General features: G+C 70.4%; 12 protein-coding genes. 11 read left to right on the top strand and 1 reads right to left on the bottom strand.

Going from position 1 to position 17,824, the window contains the following annotated elements:
• The first annotated feature begins 12 nt into the window (after positions 1–12).
• On the top strand, positions 13–2,301 hold the full coding sequence (locus tag ACFFJG_RS01340; protein WP_378516815.1) for a RelA/SpoT family protein: 2,289 nt from the start codon (positions 13–15) through the stop codon (positions 2,299–2,301).
• A gap of 143 nt (positions 2,302–2,444) precedes the next feature.
• Here ACFFJG_RS01340 and ACFFJG_RS01335 read toward each other — a convergent pair whose 3' ends face one another.
• A complete protein-coding gene (locus ACFFJG_RS01335; RefSeq protein WP_378516814.1) occupies positions 2,445–3,707 on the bottom strand; it encodes a DUF349 domain-containing protein in 1,263 nt (420 codons plus the stop codon).
• Between the two features lie 114 nt (positions 3,708–3,821).
• Here ACFFJG_RS01335 and ACFFJG_RS01330 point away from each other — a divergent pair, with 114 nt between their 5' ends.
• The 10 genes from ACFFJG_RS01330 (at position 3,822) to ACFFJG_RS01285 (ending at position 17,818) form a co-directional block, all read left to right on the top strand.
• Positions 3,822–4,520, top strand: coding sequence for an MBL fold metallo-hydrolase (locus ACFFJG_RS01330; RefSeq protein WP_378516813.1), 699 nt, complete (start codon positions 3,822–3,824; stop codon positions 4,518–4,520).
• On the top strand, positions 4,517–5,893 hold the full coding sequence (hisS, locus tag ACFFJG_RS01325) for a histidine--tRNA ligase (RefSeq protein ID WP_378516812.1): 1,377 nt from the start codon (positions 4,517–4,519) through the stop codon (positions 5,891–5,893). Before ACFFJG_RS01330 ends, hisS begins: the two co-directional genes overlap by 4 nt.
• Positions 5,890–7,689, top strand: a complete 1,800-nt coding sequence (gene aspS / locus ACFFJG_RS01320) for an aspartate--tRNA ligase (RefSeq protein WP_378516811.1) — start codon at positions 5,890–5,892, stop codon at positions 7,687–7,689. Before hisS ends, aspS begins: the two co-directional genes overlap by 4 nt.
• A 307-nt stretch (positions 7,690–7,996) precedes the next feature.
• Positions 7,997–9,031, top strand: a complete 1,035-nt coding sequence (locus tag ACFFJG_RS01315; RefSeq protein ID WP_378516810.1) for an ABC transporter permease — start codon at positions 7,997–7,999, stop codon at positions 9,029–9,031.
• Positions 9,032–9,133: 102 nt separating this feature from the next.
• Positions 9,134–10,906 carry an ABC transporter substrate-binding protein gene (locus ACFFJG_RS01310; RefSeq protein WP_378516809.1) on the top strand — a complete coding sequence of 591 codons (1,773 nt, stop codon included), beginning with the start codon at positions 9,134–9,136 and terminating at the stop codon, positions 10,904–10,906.
• Positions 10,907–11,077: 171 nt separating this feature from the next.
• Complete coding sequence (locus tag ACFFJG_RS01305) at positions 11,078–12,088, top strand: ABC transporter permease (RefSeq protein WP_378516808.1); 1,011 nt, start codon at positions 11,078–11,080, stop codon at positions 12,086–12,088.
• An 11-nt stretch (positions 12,089–12,099) separates the two neighbouring features.
• A complete protein-coding gene (locus ACFFJG_RS01300; RefSeq protein WP_378516807.1) occupies positions 12,100–13,188 on the top strand; it encodes an ABC transporter ATP-binding protein in 1,089 nt (362 codons plus the stop codon).
• Entirely contained in the window at positions 13,185–14,513 is a 1,329-nt protein-coding gene (locus ACFFJG_RS01295; protein WP_446686211.1) for an ABC transporter ATP-binding protein, read from the top strand. The genes ACFFJG_RS01300 and ACFFJG_RS01295 overlap by 4 nt, the downstream gene beginning before the upstream one ends.
• Before the next feature lie 94 nt (positions 14,514–14,607).
• Positions 14,608–15,939, top strand: a complete 1,332-nt coding sequence (locus ACFFJG_RS01290; RefSeq protein WP_378519434.1) for a replication-associated recombination protein A — start codon at positions 14,608–14,610, stop codon at positions 15,937–15,939.
• A 103-nt stretch (positions 15,940–16,042) separates the two neighbouring features.
• Positions 16,043–17,818 carry an ABC transporter substrate-binding protein gene (locus ACFFJG_RS01285; protein WP_378516806.1) on the top strand — a complete coding sequence of 592 codons (1,776 nt, stop codon included), beginning with the start codon at positions 16,043–16,045 and terminating at the stop codon, positions 17,816–17,818.
• Positions 17,819–17,824: the final 6 nt, after the last annotated feature.

The raw sequence follows: 17,824 nt of genomic DNA, 5'->3' as shown, positions 1-17,824 counted from the left end.
TAGACTGGTCCAATGGCAGAGGAGCATGCGCCCGCGCAGGAGACGAGGTCGGCCCCGCTGACCGCGCGCGGCATGCGTGCCCGCCTCGCCCGGGTGGGCACCCGCCCACCGTCGTCCAACCCGGTGCTGGAGCCGCTGTTCCGCGCGGTCCGGGCCAACCACCCCAAGGCCGACCTGGCGCTGATCGAGCGCGCGTACCACGTCGCCGACAAGTGGCACACCGGTCAGATGCGCAAGAGCGGCGACCCCTACATCACCCACCCGCTGGCGGTCACCACGATCCTCGCCGACATCGGCATGACCGAGCCGACGCTCGTCGCGGCGCTGCTGCACGACACGGTCGAGGACACGCCGTACACCCTCGAGGAGCTGCGCGCGGACTTCGGCGACGAGGTCGCCCTCCTCGTCGACGGCGTCACCAAGCTCGACAAGGTCCAGTACGGCGACTCCGCTCAGGCCGAGACGATCCGCAAGATGATCGTGGCGATGGCCCGCGACATCCGTGTGCTGGTCATCAAGCTCGCCGACCGGCTCCACAACATGCGCACCCTGCGCTACGTGCCCGCGGCCTCGCAGGAGCGGTCCTCGCGCGAGACGCTCGACATCTATGCGCCGCTGGCCCACCGGCTCGGCATGAACACGCTCAAGTGGGAGCTCGAGGACCTCGCCTTCGCGACCCTGCACCCCAAGATCTACGACGAGATCGTCCGGATGGTCGCCGAGCGCGCGCCTTCGCGCGACCAGTTCCTCGCCGAAGTCGTCGCTGACATCGAGGCCGACCTCAAGGGCGCCCGGATCAACGCCAAGGTGACCGGACGGCCGAAGCACTACTACTCGATCTACCAGAAGATGATCGTCGGGGGCCGCGACTTCTCCGACATCTACGACCTGGTCGGCATCCGGATCCTCGTCGACGAGGACCGCGACTGCTACAGCGCGCTCGGCGTCATCCACTCCCGCTGGAACCCGGTGCTGGGGCGGTTCAAGGACTACGTCGCGATGCCGAAGTTCAACATGTACCAGTCGCTCCACACCACCGTGATCGGTCCGCAGGGCAAGCCGGTGGAGGTGCAGATCCGCACCTTCGCCCAGCACCGCCGCGCGGAGTACGGCGTGGCCGCGCACTGGAAGTACAAGGAGAACAACAAGGCCGGCGTCGACACCGACAAGCTCGGCGACCATGACGACATGACCTGGGTGCGCCAGCTGCTCGACTGGCAGTCGGAGGTGGAGGACCCGGGGGAGTTCCTGGAGTCGCTGCGCTTCGAGATGAACCAGCAGCAGGTCTACGTCTTCACCCCGCGCGGCGACGTGATCCCGCTGCCGGCGGGGTCCACGCCCGTCGACTTCGCGTACGCCGTCCACACCGAGGTCGGCCACCACACCATCGGGTCCCGCGTCAACGGCCGGCTGGTGCCGCTGGAGTCCACCCTCGACAACGGCGACGTGGTCGAGGTGTTCACCTCGAAGGCGCCCACGTCCGGGCCGTCTCGTGACTGGCTCAACTTCGTCCAGTCACCGCGTGCCAAGTCCAAGATCCGCCAGTGGTTCACCAAGGAGCGGCGCGAGGAGGCGATCGAGCGCGGCAAGGACCAGATCGCCAAGCTGATGCGCAAGGAGGGCCTGCCCCTCAACCGGCTGATGACCCACGACGTGCTGTCGCTTGTCGCCGAGCACTTCCACCACGCCGACGTCTCCGCGCTCTACGCCGCGGTCGGCGAGAGCAACCTCAGCGCCCAGGCGGTCGTGCGCCGGGTGATCGACCTGCACGGCGGCGACGACGGTGCGGCGGAGGACCTCGCCGAGGGCGTCACCATCACCGGCCGCTCCCGCGCCGCGAAGCGGGCTCCCACCGACTCCGGGGTCATCGTCAAGGGCGTCGACGACCTGTGGGTCAAGCTCGCCAAGTGCTGCACCCCGGTGCCGCCCGACCCGATCCTCGGCTTCGTGACCAAGGGCGGGGGAGTCTCGGTGCACCGCAAGGACTGCACCAATGCCTCCAGCCTGCTCGGCCAGCCCGAGCGGGTGCTCGACGTCGAGTGGGCGCCCACGTCGCAGTCGACGTTCCTGGTCAACATCCAGGTCGAGGCCCTCGACCGCGCGCGGCTGCTCTCCGACATCACGATGGCGCTCTCCGACGCCCACGTGAACATCCTCAGCGCCACGCTCTCCACCACCCGCGACCGGGTCGCCAAGAGCCGCTTCTCCTTCGAGATGGCCGACGCAGCCCACCTCGACGGCGTGCTCCGCGCCGTCCGCAACGTGCCCGGCGTCTTCGACGCCTACCGCGTGACCGCCTGACCCCGAGCTGCCGCATCTGCACGGCGAAGACATGCCGAGCTGACGCGTTTGCACGGCGAAGACATGCCGAGCTGACGCATCTGCACAGTGAGCGTGTGCAGATGCGTCAGCTCGGCACCGGGCAGGTGTGCAGGTGCGTCAGGTCAGCTGAAGTCGGCCGCGGCCTTGCGGGCCATGTCGAGGAAGGCCTGCTTGTTGGCGAGCTCGGTCTCGAGGTCCTTGGCCTTGCGGTCGTCGCCGGCGGCGGTGGCCTTGTCGAGGCGGGCCTGCGTCTCGGCGATGCCGGTCTCGAGCTTGGAGATCATGTCGTCGGCGCGGGCCGACTTCTCCGGGTCGCTGCGGCTCCACTGCTCGTCCTCGACGGCGCGGATGGCCTGCTCGACCTTCCGCATCCGGCCCTCGAGGTCCTTCATCCGGTCGCGGGGGACCTTCCCGGCGGCGTCCCAGCGGTCGGCGATATCGCGGAAGGCCTTCTTCGCGGTGTCGAGGTCGGTGACCGGCAGGAGGGCCTCGGCCTCGACGAGGATGGCCTCCTTCACCTCGGCGTTGGCGGCGAACTCCTGGTCGAGGGCGGCGTTCTCGGCGTCGCGGGCACCGAAGAAGGTGTCCTGGGCGCCGCGGAAGCGCTGCCAGAGCTGGTCGTCGACCTCGCGGGGAGCGGGGCCGGCGGCCTTCCACTCGCGCATCAGGTCGCGGTACTTCCCGGCGGTGGGTCCCCACTCGGTGGAGGTCGAGAGCGCCTCGGCCTCCTTGACCAGGCGCTCCTTGACCACGCGGGCGCTGTCGCGGCGCTCGTGCTCCTCGGCGAAGTGCGCCTTGCGGTGGCGCGTGTAGGTGGTGCGGGCGGTGGAGAAGCGGCGCCATAGCGCGTCGTCGGTGGCGCGGTCGAGGCGGGGCAGCTCCTTCCAGGTGGCGAGGAGGTCGCGCAGCCGGTTGGCGCCGTTGCGCCAGTCGGTGCCGGCCGCGAGCTTCTCGGCCTCGGCGACGAGCTTCTCCTTGGCCTCGCGCGACTCCGCGGACTTCTGCGCGCGCTCCTCGCGGCGGGCGGCGCGCTGGGCGGCGACCACCGGGGCGAGCGCGTCGAGGCGCGCGGCGAGCGAGACCAGGTCGCCGACGGCGTGGGCGTCCACGACCTGCTCGCGCAGGGACTTGATGGAGGAGCCGGCCTCCTCGGGCGCCAGCCGTCCCGACGCGACGCGCTGCTCGAGCAGGCGGACCTTGCCCTCCAGCTCGTCGAAGCGCTTGGTGAAGAAGTCCAGGGCCTCGGCCGGCGTGCCGGCCTCGTAGGACCCGACGGACCGCTCCCCGTCAGCGGTGCGGACATAGACGGTGCCGTCCTCGGCCACCCGTCCCCACGGCATCTCGCCGGGGGCAGAGTCGTCTCGGGACTGCTTGTCGGCGCTCATGGTCGCCCATCGTAGTCATGCCCGCTCCGAGCCTCGGTAGGCTTTCCGTCGGTCGGGCGCCACCCCGCCCGATCCGACTCCCGCCCGCCGCCTGCACTGCAAGGACTGACGCCTGTGTTCATCGCTGGTTTCCCCGCCGGCCCCTGGGGGACCAACTGCTACGTCGTCGCGACCGGCCCCGGCTCGGAGTGCGTGGTCATCGACCCCGGCAAGGATGCCGCGGCCGGCGTCGACCAGGTGGTGCGCGAGCACCGGCTCAAGCCGGTCAGCGTGCTGGTCACCCACGGCCACGTCGACCACATGTGGTGCGTCGCGCCGGTCGCCGGCACGTACGACGCCACGGCGTGGATCCACCCGGCCGACCGGCGCCTGCTCAGCGACCCGATGGCGGGCATGAGCCCCGAGACCACCCAGATGCTGCTGGGCGGCGACTACTCGTGGGCCGAGCCCGACGACGTGCGCGAGCTGTCCGACCTGGCCGAGCTCGAGCTCGCCGGTCTGCGGTTCGTCGTCGACCACACCCCGGGCCACACCGAGGGCTCGGTCACCTTCCGCACGCCCTACGCGCAGCAGGACGTCTCCGAGGTGATGTTCTCCGGCGACCTGCTGTTCGCCGGCTCCATCGGGCGCACCGACCTCCCCGGCGGCGACCACGCCACGATCCTGCGCAGCCTCGCCGACAAGGTGCTGCCGCTCGCCGACGACGTCGTCGTGCTGCCGGGTCACGGCGAGCAGACCTCGATCGGTCGCGAGCGCGCGACCAACCCGTACCTCCAGGACCTCGCCCCCGTGGCCGGACAGGACCCCCGATGAGCAAGATCGCCCCGCTGAGCGGGTTCCCCGAGCTGTTGCCCTCGCAGCGCGCCGTCGAGCGCGAGGTGATCGCCTCGCTGTCGCGCACCTTCGAGCTCCACGGCTTCGCCAACATCGAGACCCGCGTCGTCGAGCCGATCGATCGGCTCGCGAAGGGTGGCGAGGTCGACAAGGAGATCTACGTCCTCCAGCGGATCAACGCGGAGGCCGACGCGAAGGCCGAGCTCGGCCTGCACTTCGACCTCACCGTGCCGTTCGCCCGCTACGTCCTCGAGCACGCCGGCCACCTCGAGTTCCCGTTCCGCCGCTTCCAGGTGCAGCCCGCGTGGCGCGGCGAGCGCCCGCAGGAGGGTCGCTACCGCCAGTTCACCCAGGCCGACGTCGACGTCGTCGGCCGCGACGAGCTGCCGTTCCACCACGACGTCGAGGTGATGTCGGTGATGGTCGACGCGCTCGGCCGCCTGCCGATCCCGCGCGTGTCGTTCCAGTTCAACAACCGCAAGCTCATCCAGGGCTTCTACCGCGGCCTCGGCATCGAGGACGTCACCGACGCGATCCGGGTGATCGACAAGCTCGACAAGCTGCCCGCCGACGAGGTCGCCCGGATGCTGGTCGAGCGGGTCGGCACCACGCCCGAGCAGGCCCAGCGGTGCCTCGAGCTCGCCACGATCCGGGTCGGGGACTCCTCCTTCGTCGAGCAGGTGCGCGCCCTCGGCGTGAGCGACGAGCTGCTCGAGCAGGGCCTCGACGAGCTCGCGGCCGTCGTCGAGGGCTGCCGCGCGGTGGCCGGCGACCGGGTGGGCGTCGAGGCCAACCTCCGCATCGCGCGGGGCCTGGACTACTACACCGGCACCGTCGTCGAGATCTTCATGGAGGGATACGAGCGCCTCAAGTCCGTCGGCGGGGGAGGGCGCTACGACGCTCTCGCCAGCGACGGGCGCACGACCTACCCCGGAGTCGGCGTCTCGTTCGGCGTCTCGCGGACGCTCGTCCCCCTGATCGCCGACGGCGTCCTGGCCGGCGGCCGGTCGGTCCCCAGCGCGGTCCTGGTCGCCCTCAACACCGAGGACGAGCGCACCGCCAGCACGGCGGTGGCCACGGCCCTGCGCTCGCGCGACATCGCCTGCGAGGTCGCGCCCAGCCCCGCGAAGTTCGGCAAGCAGATCCGCTTCGCCGAGCGTCGCGGCATCCCGTACGTCTGGTTCCTCCAGGGCGACGGCACCAGCCAGGTCAAGGACATCCGCACCGGCGAGCAGGTCGACGCCGACCCCGCCAGCTGGACCCCACCGGCGGCCGACCTCCGGCCCGCCGTCATCAGCACCGCAGCACGTCACGACAGCAGCACGACCCCCGAGCACGAGGAGAACCAGTGATCCGCACCCACCAGGCCGGCGCCCTGACGCAGCCCGCACACGTCGGCCAGACCGTCACGCTCGCCGGGTGGGTGGCGCGCCGGCGCGACCACGGCGGCGTCGCGTTCATCGACCTGCGCGACGCCTCCGGCGTGGTCCAGGTCGTGATCCGCGACCCCGAGGTCGCCCACCCGCTGCGCAACGAGTTCTGCCTCAAGGTGACCGGCGAGGTCGTCGAGCGCAGCGAGGGCAACGTCAACCCGCAGCTCCCCACCGGCCACTACGAGGTGGTCGCCTCCGACGTCGAGGTGCTCTCCGCCTCGGCGCCGCTGCCGTTCCCGATCGACGACCACGTCGAGGTGGGGGAGGAGGCGCGGCTCAAGCACCGCTACCTCGACCTGCGCCGCTCCGGCCCCAACGCCGCGCTCCGCCTGCGCAGCAAGATCAACAAGGCCGCGCGCGACGTGCTCGACGCCCGCGACTTCGTCGAGGTGGAGACCCCGACGCTGACCCGCTCGACGCCCGAGGGCGCGCGCGACTTCCTGGTGCCGGCCCGCCTCGCGCCCGGCAGCTGGTACGCGCTGCCGCAGAGCCCGCAGCTGTTCAAGCAGCTGCTGATGGTCGGCGGCATGGAGCGCTACTACCAGATCGCGCGCTGCTACCGCGACGAGGACTTCCGCGCCGACCGGCAGCCGGAGTTCACCCAGCTCGACATCGAGATGAGCTTCGTGGACCAGGAGGACGTCATCGAGCTGATGGAGGACGTCCTGGAGGCGATGTGGGCGCAGGCCGGCCACACGATCCAGCGGCCGCTGCCGCGGATGACCTACGCCGAGGCGATGGAGAAGTACGGCTCCGACAAGCCCGACCTGCGCATGGGTCTCGAGCTCGTCGACTGCACCGACTACTTCGCCGAGACCACCTTCCGCGTGTTCCAGGCCCCCTACGTGGGCGCCGTGGTGATGCCCGGCGGCGGCTCGCAGCCGCGCCGGCAGTTCGACGCCTGGCAGGACTGGGCCAAGCAGCGCGGCGCCAAGGGCCTGGCCTACGTCACGGTCGCCGAGGACGGCGAGCTGGGCGGCCCCGTCGCGAAGAACCTCACCGACACCGAGCGCGAGGGCCTCGCGGCCCACGTGGGCGCCGCCCCGGGCGACTGCATCTTCTTCGCCGCCGGACCGGTCAGGAGCAGCCGCGCGTTGCTCGGTGCGGCCCGGCTCGAGATCGGTCGCCGCGGCGGGATGCTCGACGACTCCACCTTCGCCTTCACCTGGGTCGTCGACGCCCCGCTGTTCGAGCCGAGCTCGGACGCCGTGGCGAGCGGCGACGTCGCCGTGGGCGCCGGTGCGTGGACGGCCGTCCACCACGCCTTCACCAGCCCGAAGGCGGAGTTCCTGGACACCTTCGACACCGACCCCGGTCCGGCCCTGGCCTACGCCTACGACATCGTCTGCAACGGCAACGAGCTCGGCGGCGGGTCGATCCGTATCCACCGCGACGACGTCCAGCGCCGCGTGTTCAAGGTGATGGGCCTCGACGAGGACGAGGCGCAGGAGAAGTTCGGCTTCCTCCTCGACGCGTTCAAGTTCGGTGCGCCCCCGCACGGCGGCATCGCGGTGGGCATGGACCGCATCGTCGCCATGCTGGCCGGCACCGAGTCGATCCGCGACGTGATCGCCTTCCCGAAGTCCGGCGGGGGCTACGACCCGCTGACCGCCGCCCCCGCGCCGATCACGCCGGAGCAGCGCAAGGAGGCCGGCGTCGACGCCGTGCCGCAGGAGCCGGCCGACACGCCGGGCCAGGAGCCGGCGGACGCCTGACAACCCTTTCCGAGGCCCCTGACGGCGCCCGTGACCACCGCTCGGCGCGGTGGTCCCGGGCGCCTTCGTCGTGGGGGCCTGATCCCGCAAGGAACGCACCGCAGGCGGGCTCCGCGCCGGACGAACGTGCGTCCGGTGACCGAACGACGCGAGGTTTGCCGCGACCGGGAGGCGAACCTGTCGTAACTGGATCGTTACGCGCCAGTGATCGTCCGTGCGGCGCGGGTCACATAGAGTCCCGTTCGGCGCAGGGGCCCGGAGGACCTCCGGACCGCGCCGCTGAAGTCCCGAACCAGATGGGGAGAGCATGTCGGCAGACACCGCAGGACCGGAGACGCTGGGCTCGCTGAGCCAGGAGCCGGACCGCCAGGATCCCAACAGCCAGCAGGCCAAGGAGATCGCCGGGAAGTCGCCGCTGAAGATCGCGTTGGGCCGCCTGGTCCGCGACAAGGTCGCCGTGGTCTGCGCGGTGGTCGTGCTGTTCTTCATCATCTGTGCGGTCTTCGCCGGCCCGATCAGCCACCTGTTCGGCGTCAGCCTCGACACGCCGCTGGCCAGCGAGCGCATCGACGGCCTCAACAACAACCTGCCGAAGCCCTCGATGGGCCCGCCCAACGGTCCCTTCACCTGGGACCACCCGATGGGCGTCGCGCCGCGCACCGGCCAGGACAACCTGGCCTACTGGCTCTACGGCTGCCGCGTGTCGCTGACCATCGCCACGGTGGCCTCGATCTTCGCCTCCGTGGTCGGCATCATCGTGGGCCTGGTGAGCGGCTTCCTCGGCGGCGTGACCGACAAGGTGCTGTCGTTCTTCGTCGACATGTTCCTCACGATCCCGTTCCTGCTGGCCGCGCTGACCCTCGCGCCGATCCTCAACGAGCGGTTCAACACCTACGACAACTACGGCACCATCCAGAAGTTCAGCCTGATCCTGGTGCTGTCGATCTTCGGCTGGATGGGCACCGCGCGACTCATCCGCGGCGAGGTGCTCTCGCTGCGTGAGCGCGAGTTCGTCCAGGCCGCCCGCGTGATGGGCATGCCGACCACGCGCATCCTCTTCAAGGAGCTGCTGCCCAACCTGGCTGCGCCGATCATCATCAGCATCTCGCTGATGCTGCCGGCCTTCGTCGCCCTCGAGGCGGGCCTGGCGTTCCTCGGCATCGGCGTCACCGACGGCATCTCGTGGGGCCAGATGATCCTGGACGCCGCCACGCCGGTGTACTTCCGCGACTACCCGCAGTACCTCTGGCAGCCGATGGTCGGCGTCGTGGCCCTGGTGCTGTCCCTCAACCTGCTGGGCGACGCGATCCGCGACGCCCTCGACCCCAAGACCCGCCGCTGAGCCACGGGTCCGGGCGCCGCCCGGGCCCACCTCCCAGGCAGGTCACTGCACGTCGCCGGAGACGCCGTCCTCGGTGAGAACAAAAAGGAAAGGCTGGACAGCATGAAGCGGAACAAGCCGCTCGCACTCGTTGCTGGTGCCGCTCTTCTGAGCCTCGCTGCCTGTGGCGGCGGGTCCTCGGACGACGGCAGCAGCTCCGGTGGCACGGAAAGGAAGATCGGCGCCCAGGATGGCGGCAGCAAGGACGAGACCCGCCAGGGTCCCGCCGCCGACATCGAGGGCGCCACCGCCGGTGGCACGATCACCGTCTACCTCCCCGGCGACCCGGGCCCCGACACCCTCGACCCCACCGCGGGTTGGTCGGTCACGGGCAACTCGATCCAGCAGGCGCTGACCAGCCGCTCGCTGACCCAGTACGCGCGTGACGAGAACGGCCAGCCGGTGCTCGTCCCCGACCTGGCGACCGACCTCGGCACGGCGAACGACGACTACACCGAGTGGACCTTCACCATCCGCGACGACGCCAAGTGGCAGGACGGCAAGCCCGTCACGCCCGAGGAGGTCGCCTTCGGCATCTGCCGCTCGCTCGACTCCGACGCGTTCCCGTCCGGCCCCGGCACCGAGTACTCCAAGACGTACTTCGCCGGCGCTGCCGACTACAAGGGTCCCTACACCGGCAAGGACCCCAACTGCGAGAAGTACTCCGGCATCTCGGTCGACGGCCAGGACATCACCATCAAGATGGAGAAGCCGTTCCCGGACATGGACTACTGGGGCGCCTTCATGGCGATGGGCCCGGCTCCGCTCGGCAACGCCTCCAAGCCGCCGAACTACGGCCAGAAGCCGCTCTCGAACGGCCCCTACAAGGTCGAGAGCTACAAGCCCAACGAGGAGCTGGTGCTGGTCAAGAACGACCAGTGGTCCGCTGACTCCGACCCGGCGCGCCACCAGTACGCCGACCAGTTCGTCTTCAAGTTCAACCAGGACCAGGCCAAGGTCGACGAGATCATGCTCTCGGACAACTCCGACAGCCAGACCGCCGTCTCGACCTCGCTCGGCTCCGGCAACTACAACGACGCCAACGGCCAGCTCGGTGAGCGCCTGGTGCAGCAGACGTCGCAGTGCGTCTCCACGCTGACCCCGGACTACACCAAGATCACCGACATCAACGTCCGCAAGGCCCTCGCCTACGCGTACCCCTACGAGGACGTGTGGATCGCCGGCGGCGAGGTCCCGGGCGTGACCCGCGACTACGCCAACTCGGTGATGCCCCCCGGCATGGCCGGCAAGAAGGACTTCCAGGTCGACGGCGAGCAGATCAAGTACGACCCCGAGAAGTCCAAGGAGCTCCTGGCCGAGGCCGGCTACGGCGACAAGCCCTACGAGATCACCATGGTCTACTACGAGGTCGACCCGCTGGCCAAGGACGCCCAGGACCAGATCACCAAGGGCTTCGAGGCCGGTGGCTTCAAGGTCAAGGCCATCCCGGTCCAGGAGTCGCCGTACAACATCTGGCTCGACCCCGACAACAAGGTCAACAAGACCCTCAACCTGCGTGGCGTCAACTGGTGCTCGGACTGGCCGGCCGGCTCGACCATGCTCCCGCCGCTGCTCAAGGGTGGTGCCGTCTACAACACCGCCCAGTTCGACGAGGCCTCGGTCAACGACGAGATGGACAACATCGCGACGCTGCCGCTCGAGGACCAGGCCGACGCCTGGGGCGACCTGGACGAGAAGATCATGACGGACTACTTCCCGATCATCCCGACCGCGTTCCGCAACGACCTCTTCGTCTTCGGCACGAAGGTCGGCAACCCGACCGGCGACGGCTCCATCGGTGCGCCGAACTACAAGGACCTGTACGTCATGCAGTGATCCTGGTGACCACCCGGGCTCGGGCCCGGACCACCACGTAGTACCCAGTAGCAACCACTGACGGGTGGGGGCTCCCGACACACCGGGAGCCCCCACTCGGCAGCCCGGACCCGGTAGGCTTCCTGCCTCAGGGGGTCCGACTCATCCACCATCCCCGGAGAGTGACCTGCGATGTTCGCGTATGTCGTGAAGCGCCTTGTCTCGGGAGTCCTCGTCGTGACCCTGGTCTCGATGGCGATCTTCCTGCTGTTCTGGTACGGCCCTTCCAGCCCCGCCCAGCCGATCTGTGACCGCGAGACCAGCAACCGCTGCACCTCGGCCAAGCTGGACACCTACGAGCGGACCCTGGGCTACCAGAACCCCGTCTACGAGGAGTACGGCAAGTACGTCAAGGGCATCTTCGTCGGCCGCACGCTGACCATCGCCTCCAACGAGTACGAGTGCAGCGCGCCGTGCCTCGGCGTCAGCTTCCGCACCAAGCAGCCGGTGAAGGAGGAGCTGGTCAAGCGGATGCCCGCGACCTTCTCCGTGGCCATCGGCGGCGCCTTCCTCTACCTCCTCTTCGGCGTCCCCATCGGCGTCGCCGCCGCCCGACGGCGCGGCAGCCTGTCGGACAAGGCCCTGGTGTCGAGCTTCCTGTTCATCAGCTCGATCCCCTACTACCTCTTCGCGCTGCTCACCTGGCTGTACCTCACGATCACGTTCGAGGTCCCGCTGTTCAGCGACACCGGATACTTCTCGCCCATCCACGACGGGCCGTGGAAGTGGTTCAGCGGCCTGTTCCTGGCCTGGGTCGCGCTCGGCATCTTCGGCTGCACCCAGTACACCCGATTCACGCGCGGCGCCATGGTCGAGGCGCTGAGCGAGGACTACATCCGCACGGCGAAGTCCAAGGGACTGCCGACGCGGACCATCGTCTACAAGCACGGCCTCCGCGCGGCCCTCGTGCCGGTCGTGACGATCTTCGGCATCGACTTCGGCACCCTGCTCGCCGGCACGATCTTCACCGAGCGGATCTTCGAGATCCAGGGCATCGGCTGGTGGAGCCTGCAGGCCGTCCAGGGCCGTGACCTGCCCGTCGTCCAGGCGACCGCGCTGTTCAGCGCCGTCGTCCTGATCCTGTCCAACCTGCTCGTGGACGTCGTCTACAGCGTGCTCGACCCGAGGGTGAGGCTTTCGTGACCAGCGTTCCCATGACCCAGTCGTCCGCGGCCGAGAAGTCGGCCGGCGAGGGTCCCTTCCTCCAGGTCGAGGACCTGAAGGTGACGTTCCCGACCGAGGACGGGCCGGTGACCGCGGTCAGCGGCCTGACCTACTCGGTCGAGAAGGGCAAGACCCTCGGCATCGTCGGCGAGTCCGGCTCCGGCAAGTCCGTCTCGAGCATGGCCGTGATGGGCCTGCACGACGCCAAGTCGGCCCAGATCTCCGGCTCGATCCGCGTCGGCGGCACCGAGGTCGTCGGTCTGAGCGAGTCGCGCATGCGCGCCCTGCGCGGCAACTCGATGGCGATGATCTTCCAGGACGCGCTCGCCGCGCTGCACCCGTTCTACAAGATCGGCAAGCAGCTCGAGGAGGCCTACCTGGTCCACCACTCCGGCGCGTCCAAGCGCGACGCCCGCCGCAAGGCGATCGAGATGCTCGACCGCGTCGGCATCCCGCAGCCGGACCGGCGCGTGGACGACTTCCCGCACCAGTTCTCCGGCGGCATGCGCCAGCGCGCGATGATCGCGATGGGCCTGATCAACGACCCGTCGCTGCTCATCGCCGACGAGCCGACCACCGCGCTCGACGTGACGGTCCAGGCCCAGATCCTCGACCTGCTCCAGGACCTGCAGCGCGAGTTCAACTCGGCCGTCATCATCATCACCCACGACCTCGGCGTCATCGCCGAGATGGCCGACGACGTCCTGGTGATGTACGCCGGCCGCTGCGTGGAGTACGGCACGGCGAAGCAGATCCTCACCTCGCCCGAGATGCCCTACACGTGGGGCCTGCTCTCCAGCATCCCGGACGTGACCGCGTCCACCGATGCCCGCCTGATCCCCATCCCCGGCAACCCGCCCAGCCTGCTGCGGCCCCCGTCGGGATGTTCCTTCCACCCGCGGTGCGTGCACTCCGACAAGGTCGCCGGTGACCTGTGCTCCACCCAGCTCCCGGAGCTGCTCCCGGCCAGCTCCGGCACGGCGCACCTCAAGCGCTGCCACCTCGCCGACCCGGTCGCGGTCTACCAGACCGAGGTGCTGCCCGAGATCGCCCCCGACCTCGTCGAGGAGACCCGATGACCCAGGACCCCAACGCCCGCGCCCAGGTCGAGCCCACCGAGGTGGGGGCCAACGCGGCCGAGACCGGTGACCGGGTGCTCGACGAGCGGCACGACGTGACCAACGACCACGACCTGCTGCCCGAGAGCCTCGACTTCGCCACCGTCGCCGAGCAGGGCCACGTCGCCTCCGAGCTCGACCCCGACGCGCCGGCGGTGCTCACCGTCGACAACCTGAAGATGTACTTCCCGGTGAAGTCCTCGGGCGTCGTGCGTCGCACCATCGGCCACGTGCAGGCCGTGGACGGCATCTCCTTCGAGGTGCCGAAGGGCGGCTCGCTCGGCCTGGTCGGCGAGTCCGGCTGCGGCAAGTCGACCACCGGACGCCTGATCACCCGGCTCTACAAGCCGACCGGCGGCTCGATGATGTTCGACGGCCACGACCTGGCCAAGCTGTCCAACCGGGAGATGAAGCCGCTGCGCCGCGACGTGCAGATGATCTTCCAGGACCCCTACACCTCGCTGAACCCGCGCCACACCGTCGGCACGATCGTCGGTGCGCCCCTCGAGGTGCACAACATCGTCCCGAAGAACCAGGTGCTCAAGCGGGTGCAGGAGCTGCTCGAGGTCGTGGGCCTCAACCCCGAGCACTACAACCGGTACCCCAACGAGTTCTCCGGTGGCCAGCGCCAGCGCATCGGCATCGCCCGCGCGCTGACCCTCAACCCGAAGGTGCTCGTCGCCGACGAGCCGGTCTCCGCGCTCGACGTCTCGATCCAGGCGCAGGTCATCAACCTGCTCCAGGACATCCAGCGCGAGTTCGACGTGGCGTTCCTCTTCATCGCCCACGACCTGGCCATCGTGCGTCACTTCTGCCCCGAGATCGCCGTGATGTACCTCGGCAAGATCGTGGAGATCGGCGACCGCGAGACCATCTACGGCCGCCCGCACCACCCCTACACGCAGGCGCTGCTCTCCGCCGTGCCCGACGTGAAGCAGGCTGCGGTGGGCGGTCGGCGCGAGCGGATCCGGCTCGAGGGCGACGTCCCGAGCCCGATCAACCCGCCGTCGGGCTGCCGCTTCCGCACCCGCTGCCAGTTCGCGCAGGAGATCTGCGCGAAGGTCGAGCCGCCTCTGCTGCAGATCGGCTCGCGCCACAAGGTGGCCTGCCACTTCGCTGGCGAGCTCGGCGCCCACCCGGCCACCCCCGTCACGACCGACCTGCTCGGCGTCGACGACCAGGGCAGCCCGGTCCCGGGTGCCACGCCGTCCAACACGCAGCTCACCATCCCGGGCTACGAGAAGACCTGGTACGACCTCGACAAGAAGCAGACCGTCGGGGCCTGACCTCCCGTCCCGGCCGTGAGGCCGGGGCTGGGATACTCCAGCTGTGGACGGACTGTTCGAGATTCCGGGCGCGGGGCACCCCGCGCCCGGATCCATGTCCGGACCCGGTGACCCGGGGGCCGGCTCCCTGGGTGCCAACACGCACGCCTCGGCGCCACTCGCGGTGCGGATGCGGCCGCGGACCATCGACGAGCTGGTCGGCCAGCAGCAGCTCCGCGCGGCCGGGTCGCCGCTGCGGCGCCTGGTCGAGGGCGACCAGTCGATGTCGCTGCTGCTGTGGGGCCCCCCGGGCACGGGCAAGACCACCATCGCCTCGATCGTCAGCCAGCAGACCCAGCGCCGGTTCGTGGAGGTGTCGGCCGTCGCGGCCGGCGTCAAGGAGGTGCGGGCCGCCATCGACGGCGCCCGCGCCGAGCTGGTGCGCAGCGGCCAGGAGACCGTGCTCTTCGTCGACGAGGTGCACCGCTTCACCAAGGCCCAGCAGGACGCCCTCCTGCCCGGCGTGGAGAACCGCTGGGTGACGCTCATCGCCGCGACGACGGAGAACCCGTTCTTCTCCGTGATCAGCCCGCTGCTCTCGCGCAGCCTGCTGCTGCGGCTGCAGTCGCTGACCGACGACGACGTCGCCGAGGTCATCGAGCAGGCGCTGGCCGACGAGCGCGGCCTGGCGGGCCGGACCTCGCTGGAGGAGGAGGCGCGCGAGCACCTCGTACGCCTCGCCGGCGGCGACGCCCGGAGGGCGCTGACCTACCTCGAGGCGGCCGCCGGTGCGGCCGCGAGCAACGGGCGCGACACCATCGACCTCGCCACCGCCGAGACGGCCGTCGACCAGGCGGCGGTGCGCTACGACCGCCAGGGCGACCAGCACTACGACGTCATCAGCGCCTTCATCAAGTCGATCCGCGGCTCCGACCCCGACGCCGCGCTGCACTACCTCGCGCGGATGATCGAGGCGGGAGAGGACCCGCGCTTCATCGCCCGCCGGCTCGTGGTGCACGCCAGCGAGGACATCGGCCTGGCCGACCCCACCGCGCTCCAGGCGGCCGTGGCCGCCGCGCAGGCGGTGCAGCTGATCGGCATGCCGGAGGCGCGGATCAACCTCGCGCAGGCGACCATCCACCTCGCCGTCGCGCCGAAGTCCAACGCCGTCATCGCGGCGATCGACGGAGCCCTCGCCGACGTGCGCGCCGGGAAGATCGGGCAGGTGCCGGCCCACCTGCGCGACGCCCACTACGGCGGGGCAAAGGACCTCGGGCACGGCAAGGGCTACGCCTACCCCCACGACGAGCCCTACGGCGTCGTCGAGCAGCAGTACCTCCCCGACGTCCTGGCCGACGCCACCTACTACGAGCCGACGAGCCTCGGCGCGGAGGCCGGCGTGCGCGAGCGCTGGGAGCGGGTGCGCCGGATCGTGCGTGGCCGGTAGCACACCACCTCGCCGCATCGTTCCGCGCGCGGATCCGCCTGCGTCGTGATGGACTGTCCGGTGACCGGACATACCGGCACCGACATCGGGGGACAGAAGCAGCATGAGCATGACCAGGCCGCTGGCGGTCGTCGCGGCAGGGGCGGCCCTGCTCGCGTTGGCCGCTGCCTGCGGGGGCGGGGCGGACGAGCAGGCCCACCGGCCGGGTGCGGGACACCACTTCGTGGCGTCCGCTCCCGGCACCAAGGACGCCGGCGCGACCGGACCGGCGGCTCCCGTCGCCGGCGCGGTCGAGGGCGGCACGCTGACGGTCTACCTCCCCGGCGCGCTGGGTCCCGACACGCTCGACCCCACCAAGGCCTGGTCGGCCGTCGGCAACCCGATCCAGCAGGCGCTGGTCAGCCGCTCGCTGACCCAGTACGGGCAGGACGAGGACGGTGACTCCGTCCTCGTGCCGGACCTCGCCACCGACCTCGGGCGGCACAACGACGACTTCACCGAGTGGACGTTCACGATCCGCGACGACGCGACGTGGGAGGACGGCAGCCCGGTCACGCCCGAGGAGGTCGCCTTCGGCATCTGCCGCTCGCTCGACTCCGGTGCGTTCCCCGACGGGGCAGGGGCCCAGTACTCCCGCACCTACTTCGAGGGTGCCGACGGCTACGAGGGCCCCTACACCGGCGACGACCCCGACTGCGAGGACTGGGACGGGATCTCGGTCGACGGCCAGGACGTCACGATCCGGATGTCGCGACCGTTCCCCGACATGGACTACTGGGGCGCGTCGACCGCGATGGGCGCAGTGCCCCTGGGCGAGGCCTCCGACCCCGCGACCTACGACCACCGCCCCCTCGCCAACGGCCCCTACCGGGTCGAGTCGTGGGACCCCCACGAGCAGCTGGTCCTGGTGCGCAACGACGAGTGGTCGGCCGCGTCCGACCCGGCGCGGCACCAGTACGCCGAGAGGTGGGTGTTCCGCTTCAGCCAGGACCAGGCCACGGTCGACGAGATCATGCTCTCGGGCGGCTCGCGCAGCCGCGCGGCGCTCTCCACCTCGGTCGGCGCCGGCAGCTACCGGCGGGCCGACCGGGTGCTGGGGGACCGCCTGGTGCAGACGTCCACGAGCTGCGTGGCGACCCTGGCGCCCGACTACACCAAGATCACCGACGTGCGGGTGCGCCGGGCCCTGGCCTACGCCTTCCCCTACGAGGACGCGTGGATCGCGGCCGGCGAGGTGCCCGGCGTGACGCGCGAGCCCGCCGGCTCCCTGATGGCGCCGGGCATGCCCGGCGTGCCGGACACGGAGCCCGGCCCCGAGCCGATCGCGTACGACCCGGGGCGTGCCCGCGAGCTGCTCGCCGAGGCAGGGCACGGCGACGAGCCCTACCCGCTGACGATGATCTTCCCCGAGCTCGACCCGAGGGCGCGCGACGCCCAGGAGCAGGTCACCAAGGGCCTCGAGGCCGGGGGCTTCTCGGTCAAGGCCATCCCGGTCCAGGACTCGCCCTACGGCATCTGGCTCGACCCGGGCAGTCCGCTCAACCAGAGGCTCAACGTGCGCGCCGCCAACATCTGCCCCACGTGGCCGAGCGGTTCCGCGGTCCTGCCGCCGCTGCTCCACACGGACGGGATCTACAACACCGCGCACTTCTCGGAGCCGTCGGTCGACGCCGAGATGGAGCGGATCGCCACCCTGCCCGCCGCGGAGCAGCCGGCGGCCTGGGGCCGGCTCGACCGTGAGGTGACGGAGCGCTGGTTCCCGGTGGTGCCGATCGCCCACGTCAACCGCCTCTTCGCCTTCGGGCAGGACGTCGGCCACCCGAACGGCGACCCGGCGACCGGCACGCCCGACTACAAGGACCTCTACGTCGTGCGGTGATCGGCG

The sequence above is a fragment of the Nocardioides zeicaulis genome (assembly GCF_042432345.1).
GTDB classification, from domain to species: Bacteria; Actinomycetota; Actinomycetes; order Propionibacteriales; family Nocardioidaceae; genus Nocardioides; species Nocardioides zeicaulis.
The sequence above is the reverse complement of the archived record's forward strand: the minus strand, read 5'-3'. Positions and strand labels throughout refer to the sequence as shown.

What these genes read in the sequence shown, in the direction of transcription:
- ACFFJG_RS01340 (WP_378516815.1), top strand. Translation starts at nt 13, where the DNA reads ATGGCAGAGGAGCATGCGCCCGCGCAGGAGACGAGGTCGGCCCCGCTG.
- ACFFJG_RS01335 (WP_378516814.1), bottom strand. Translation starts at nt 3,707, where the DNA reads ATGAGCGCCGACAAGCAGTCCCGAGACGACTCTGCCCCCGGCGAGATG.
- hisS (WP_378516812.1), top strand. Translation starts at nt 4,517, where the DNA reads ATGAGCAAGATCGCCCCGCTGAGCGGGTTCCCCGAGCTGTTGCCCTCG.
- ACFFJG_RS01315 (WP_378516810.1), top strand. Translation starts at nt 7,997, where the DNA reads ATGTCGGCAGACACCGCAGGACCGGAGACGCTGGGCTCGCTGAGCCAG.
- ACFFJG_RS01310 (WP_378516809.1), top strand. Translation starts at nt 9,134, where the DNA reads ATGAAGCGGAACAAGCCGCTCGCACTCGTTGCTGGTGCCGCTCTTCTG.
- ACFFJG_RS01305 (WP_378516808.1), top strand. Translation starts at nt 11,078, where the DNA reads ATGTTCGCGTATGTCGTGAAGCGCCTTGTCTCGGGAGTCCTCGTCGTG.
- ACFFJG_RS01300 (WP_378516807.1), top strand. Translation starts at nt 12,100, where the DNA reads ATGACCCAGTCGTCCGCGGCCGAGAAGTCGGCCGGCGAGGGTCCCTTC.
- ACFFJG_RS01295 (WP_446686211.1), top strand. Translation starts at nt 13,185, where the DNA reads ATGACCCAGGACCCCAACGCCCGCGCCCAGGTCGAGCCCACCGAGGTG.
- ACFFJG_RS01290 (WP_378519434.1), top strand. Translation starts at nt 14,608, where the DNA reads ATGTCCGGACCCGGTGACCCGGGGGCCGGCTCCCTGGGTGCCAACACG.
- ACFFJG_RS01285 (WP_378516806.1), top strand. Translation starts at nt 16,043, where the DNA reads ATGAGCATGACCAGGCCGCTGGCGGTCGTCGCGGCAGGGGCGGCCCTG.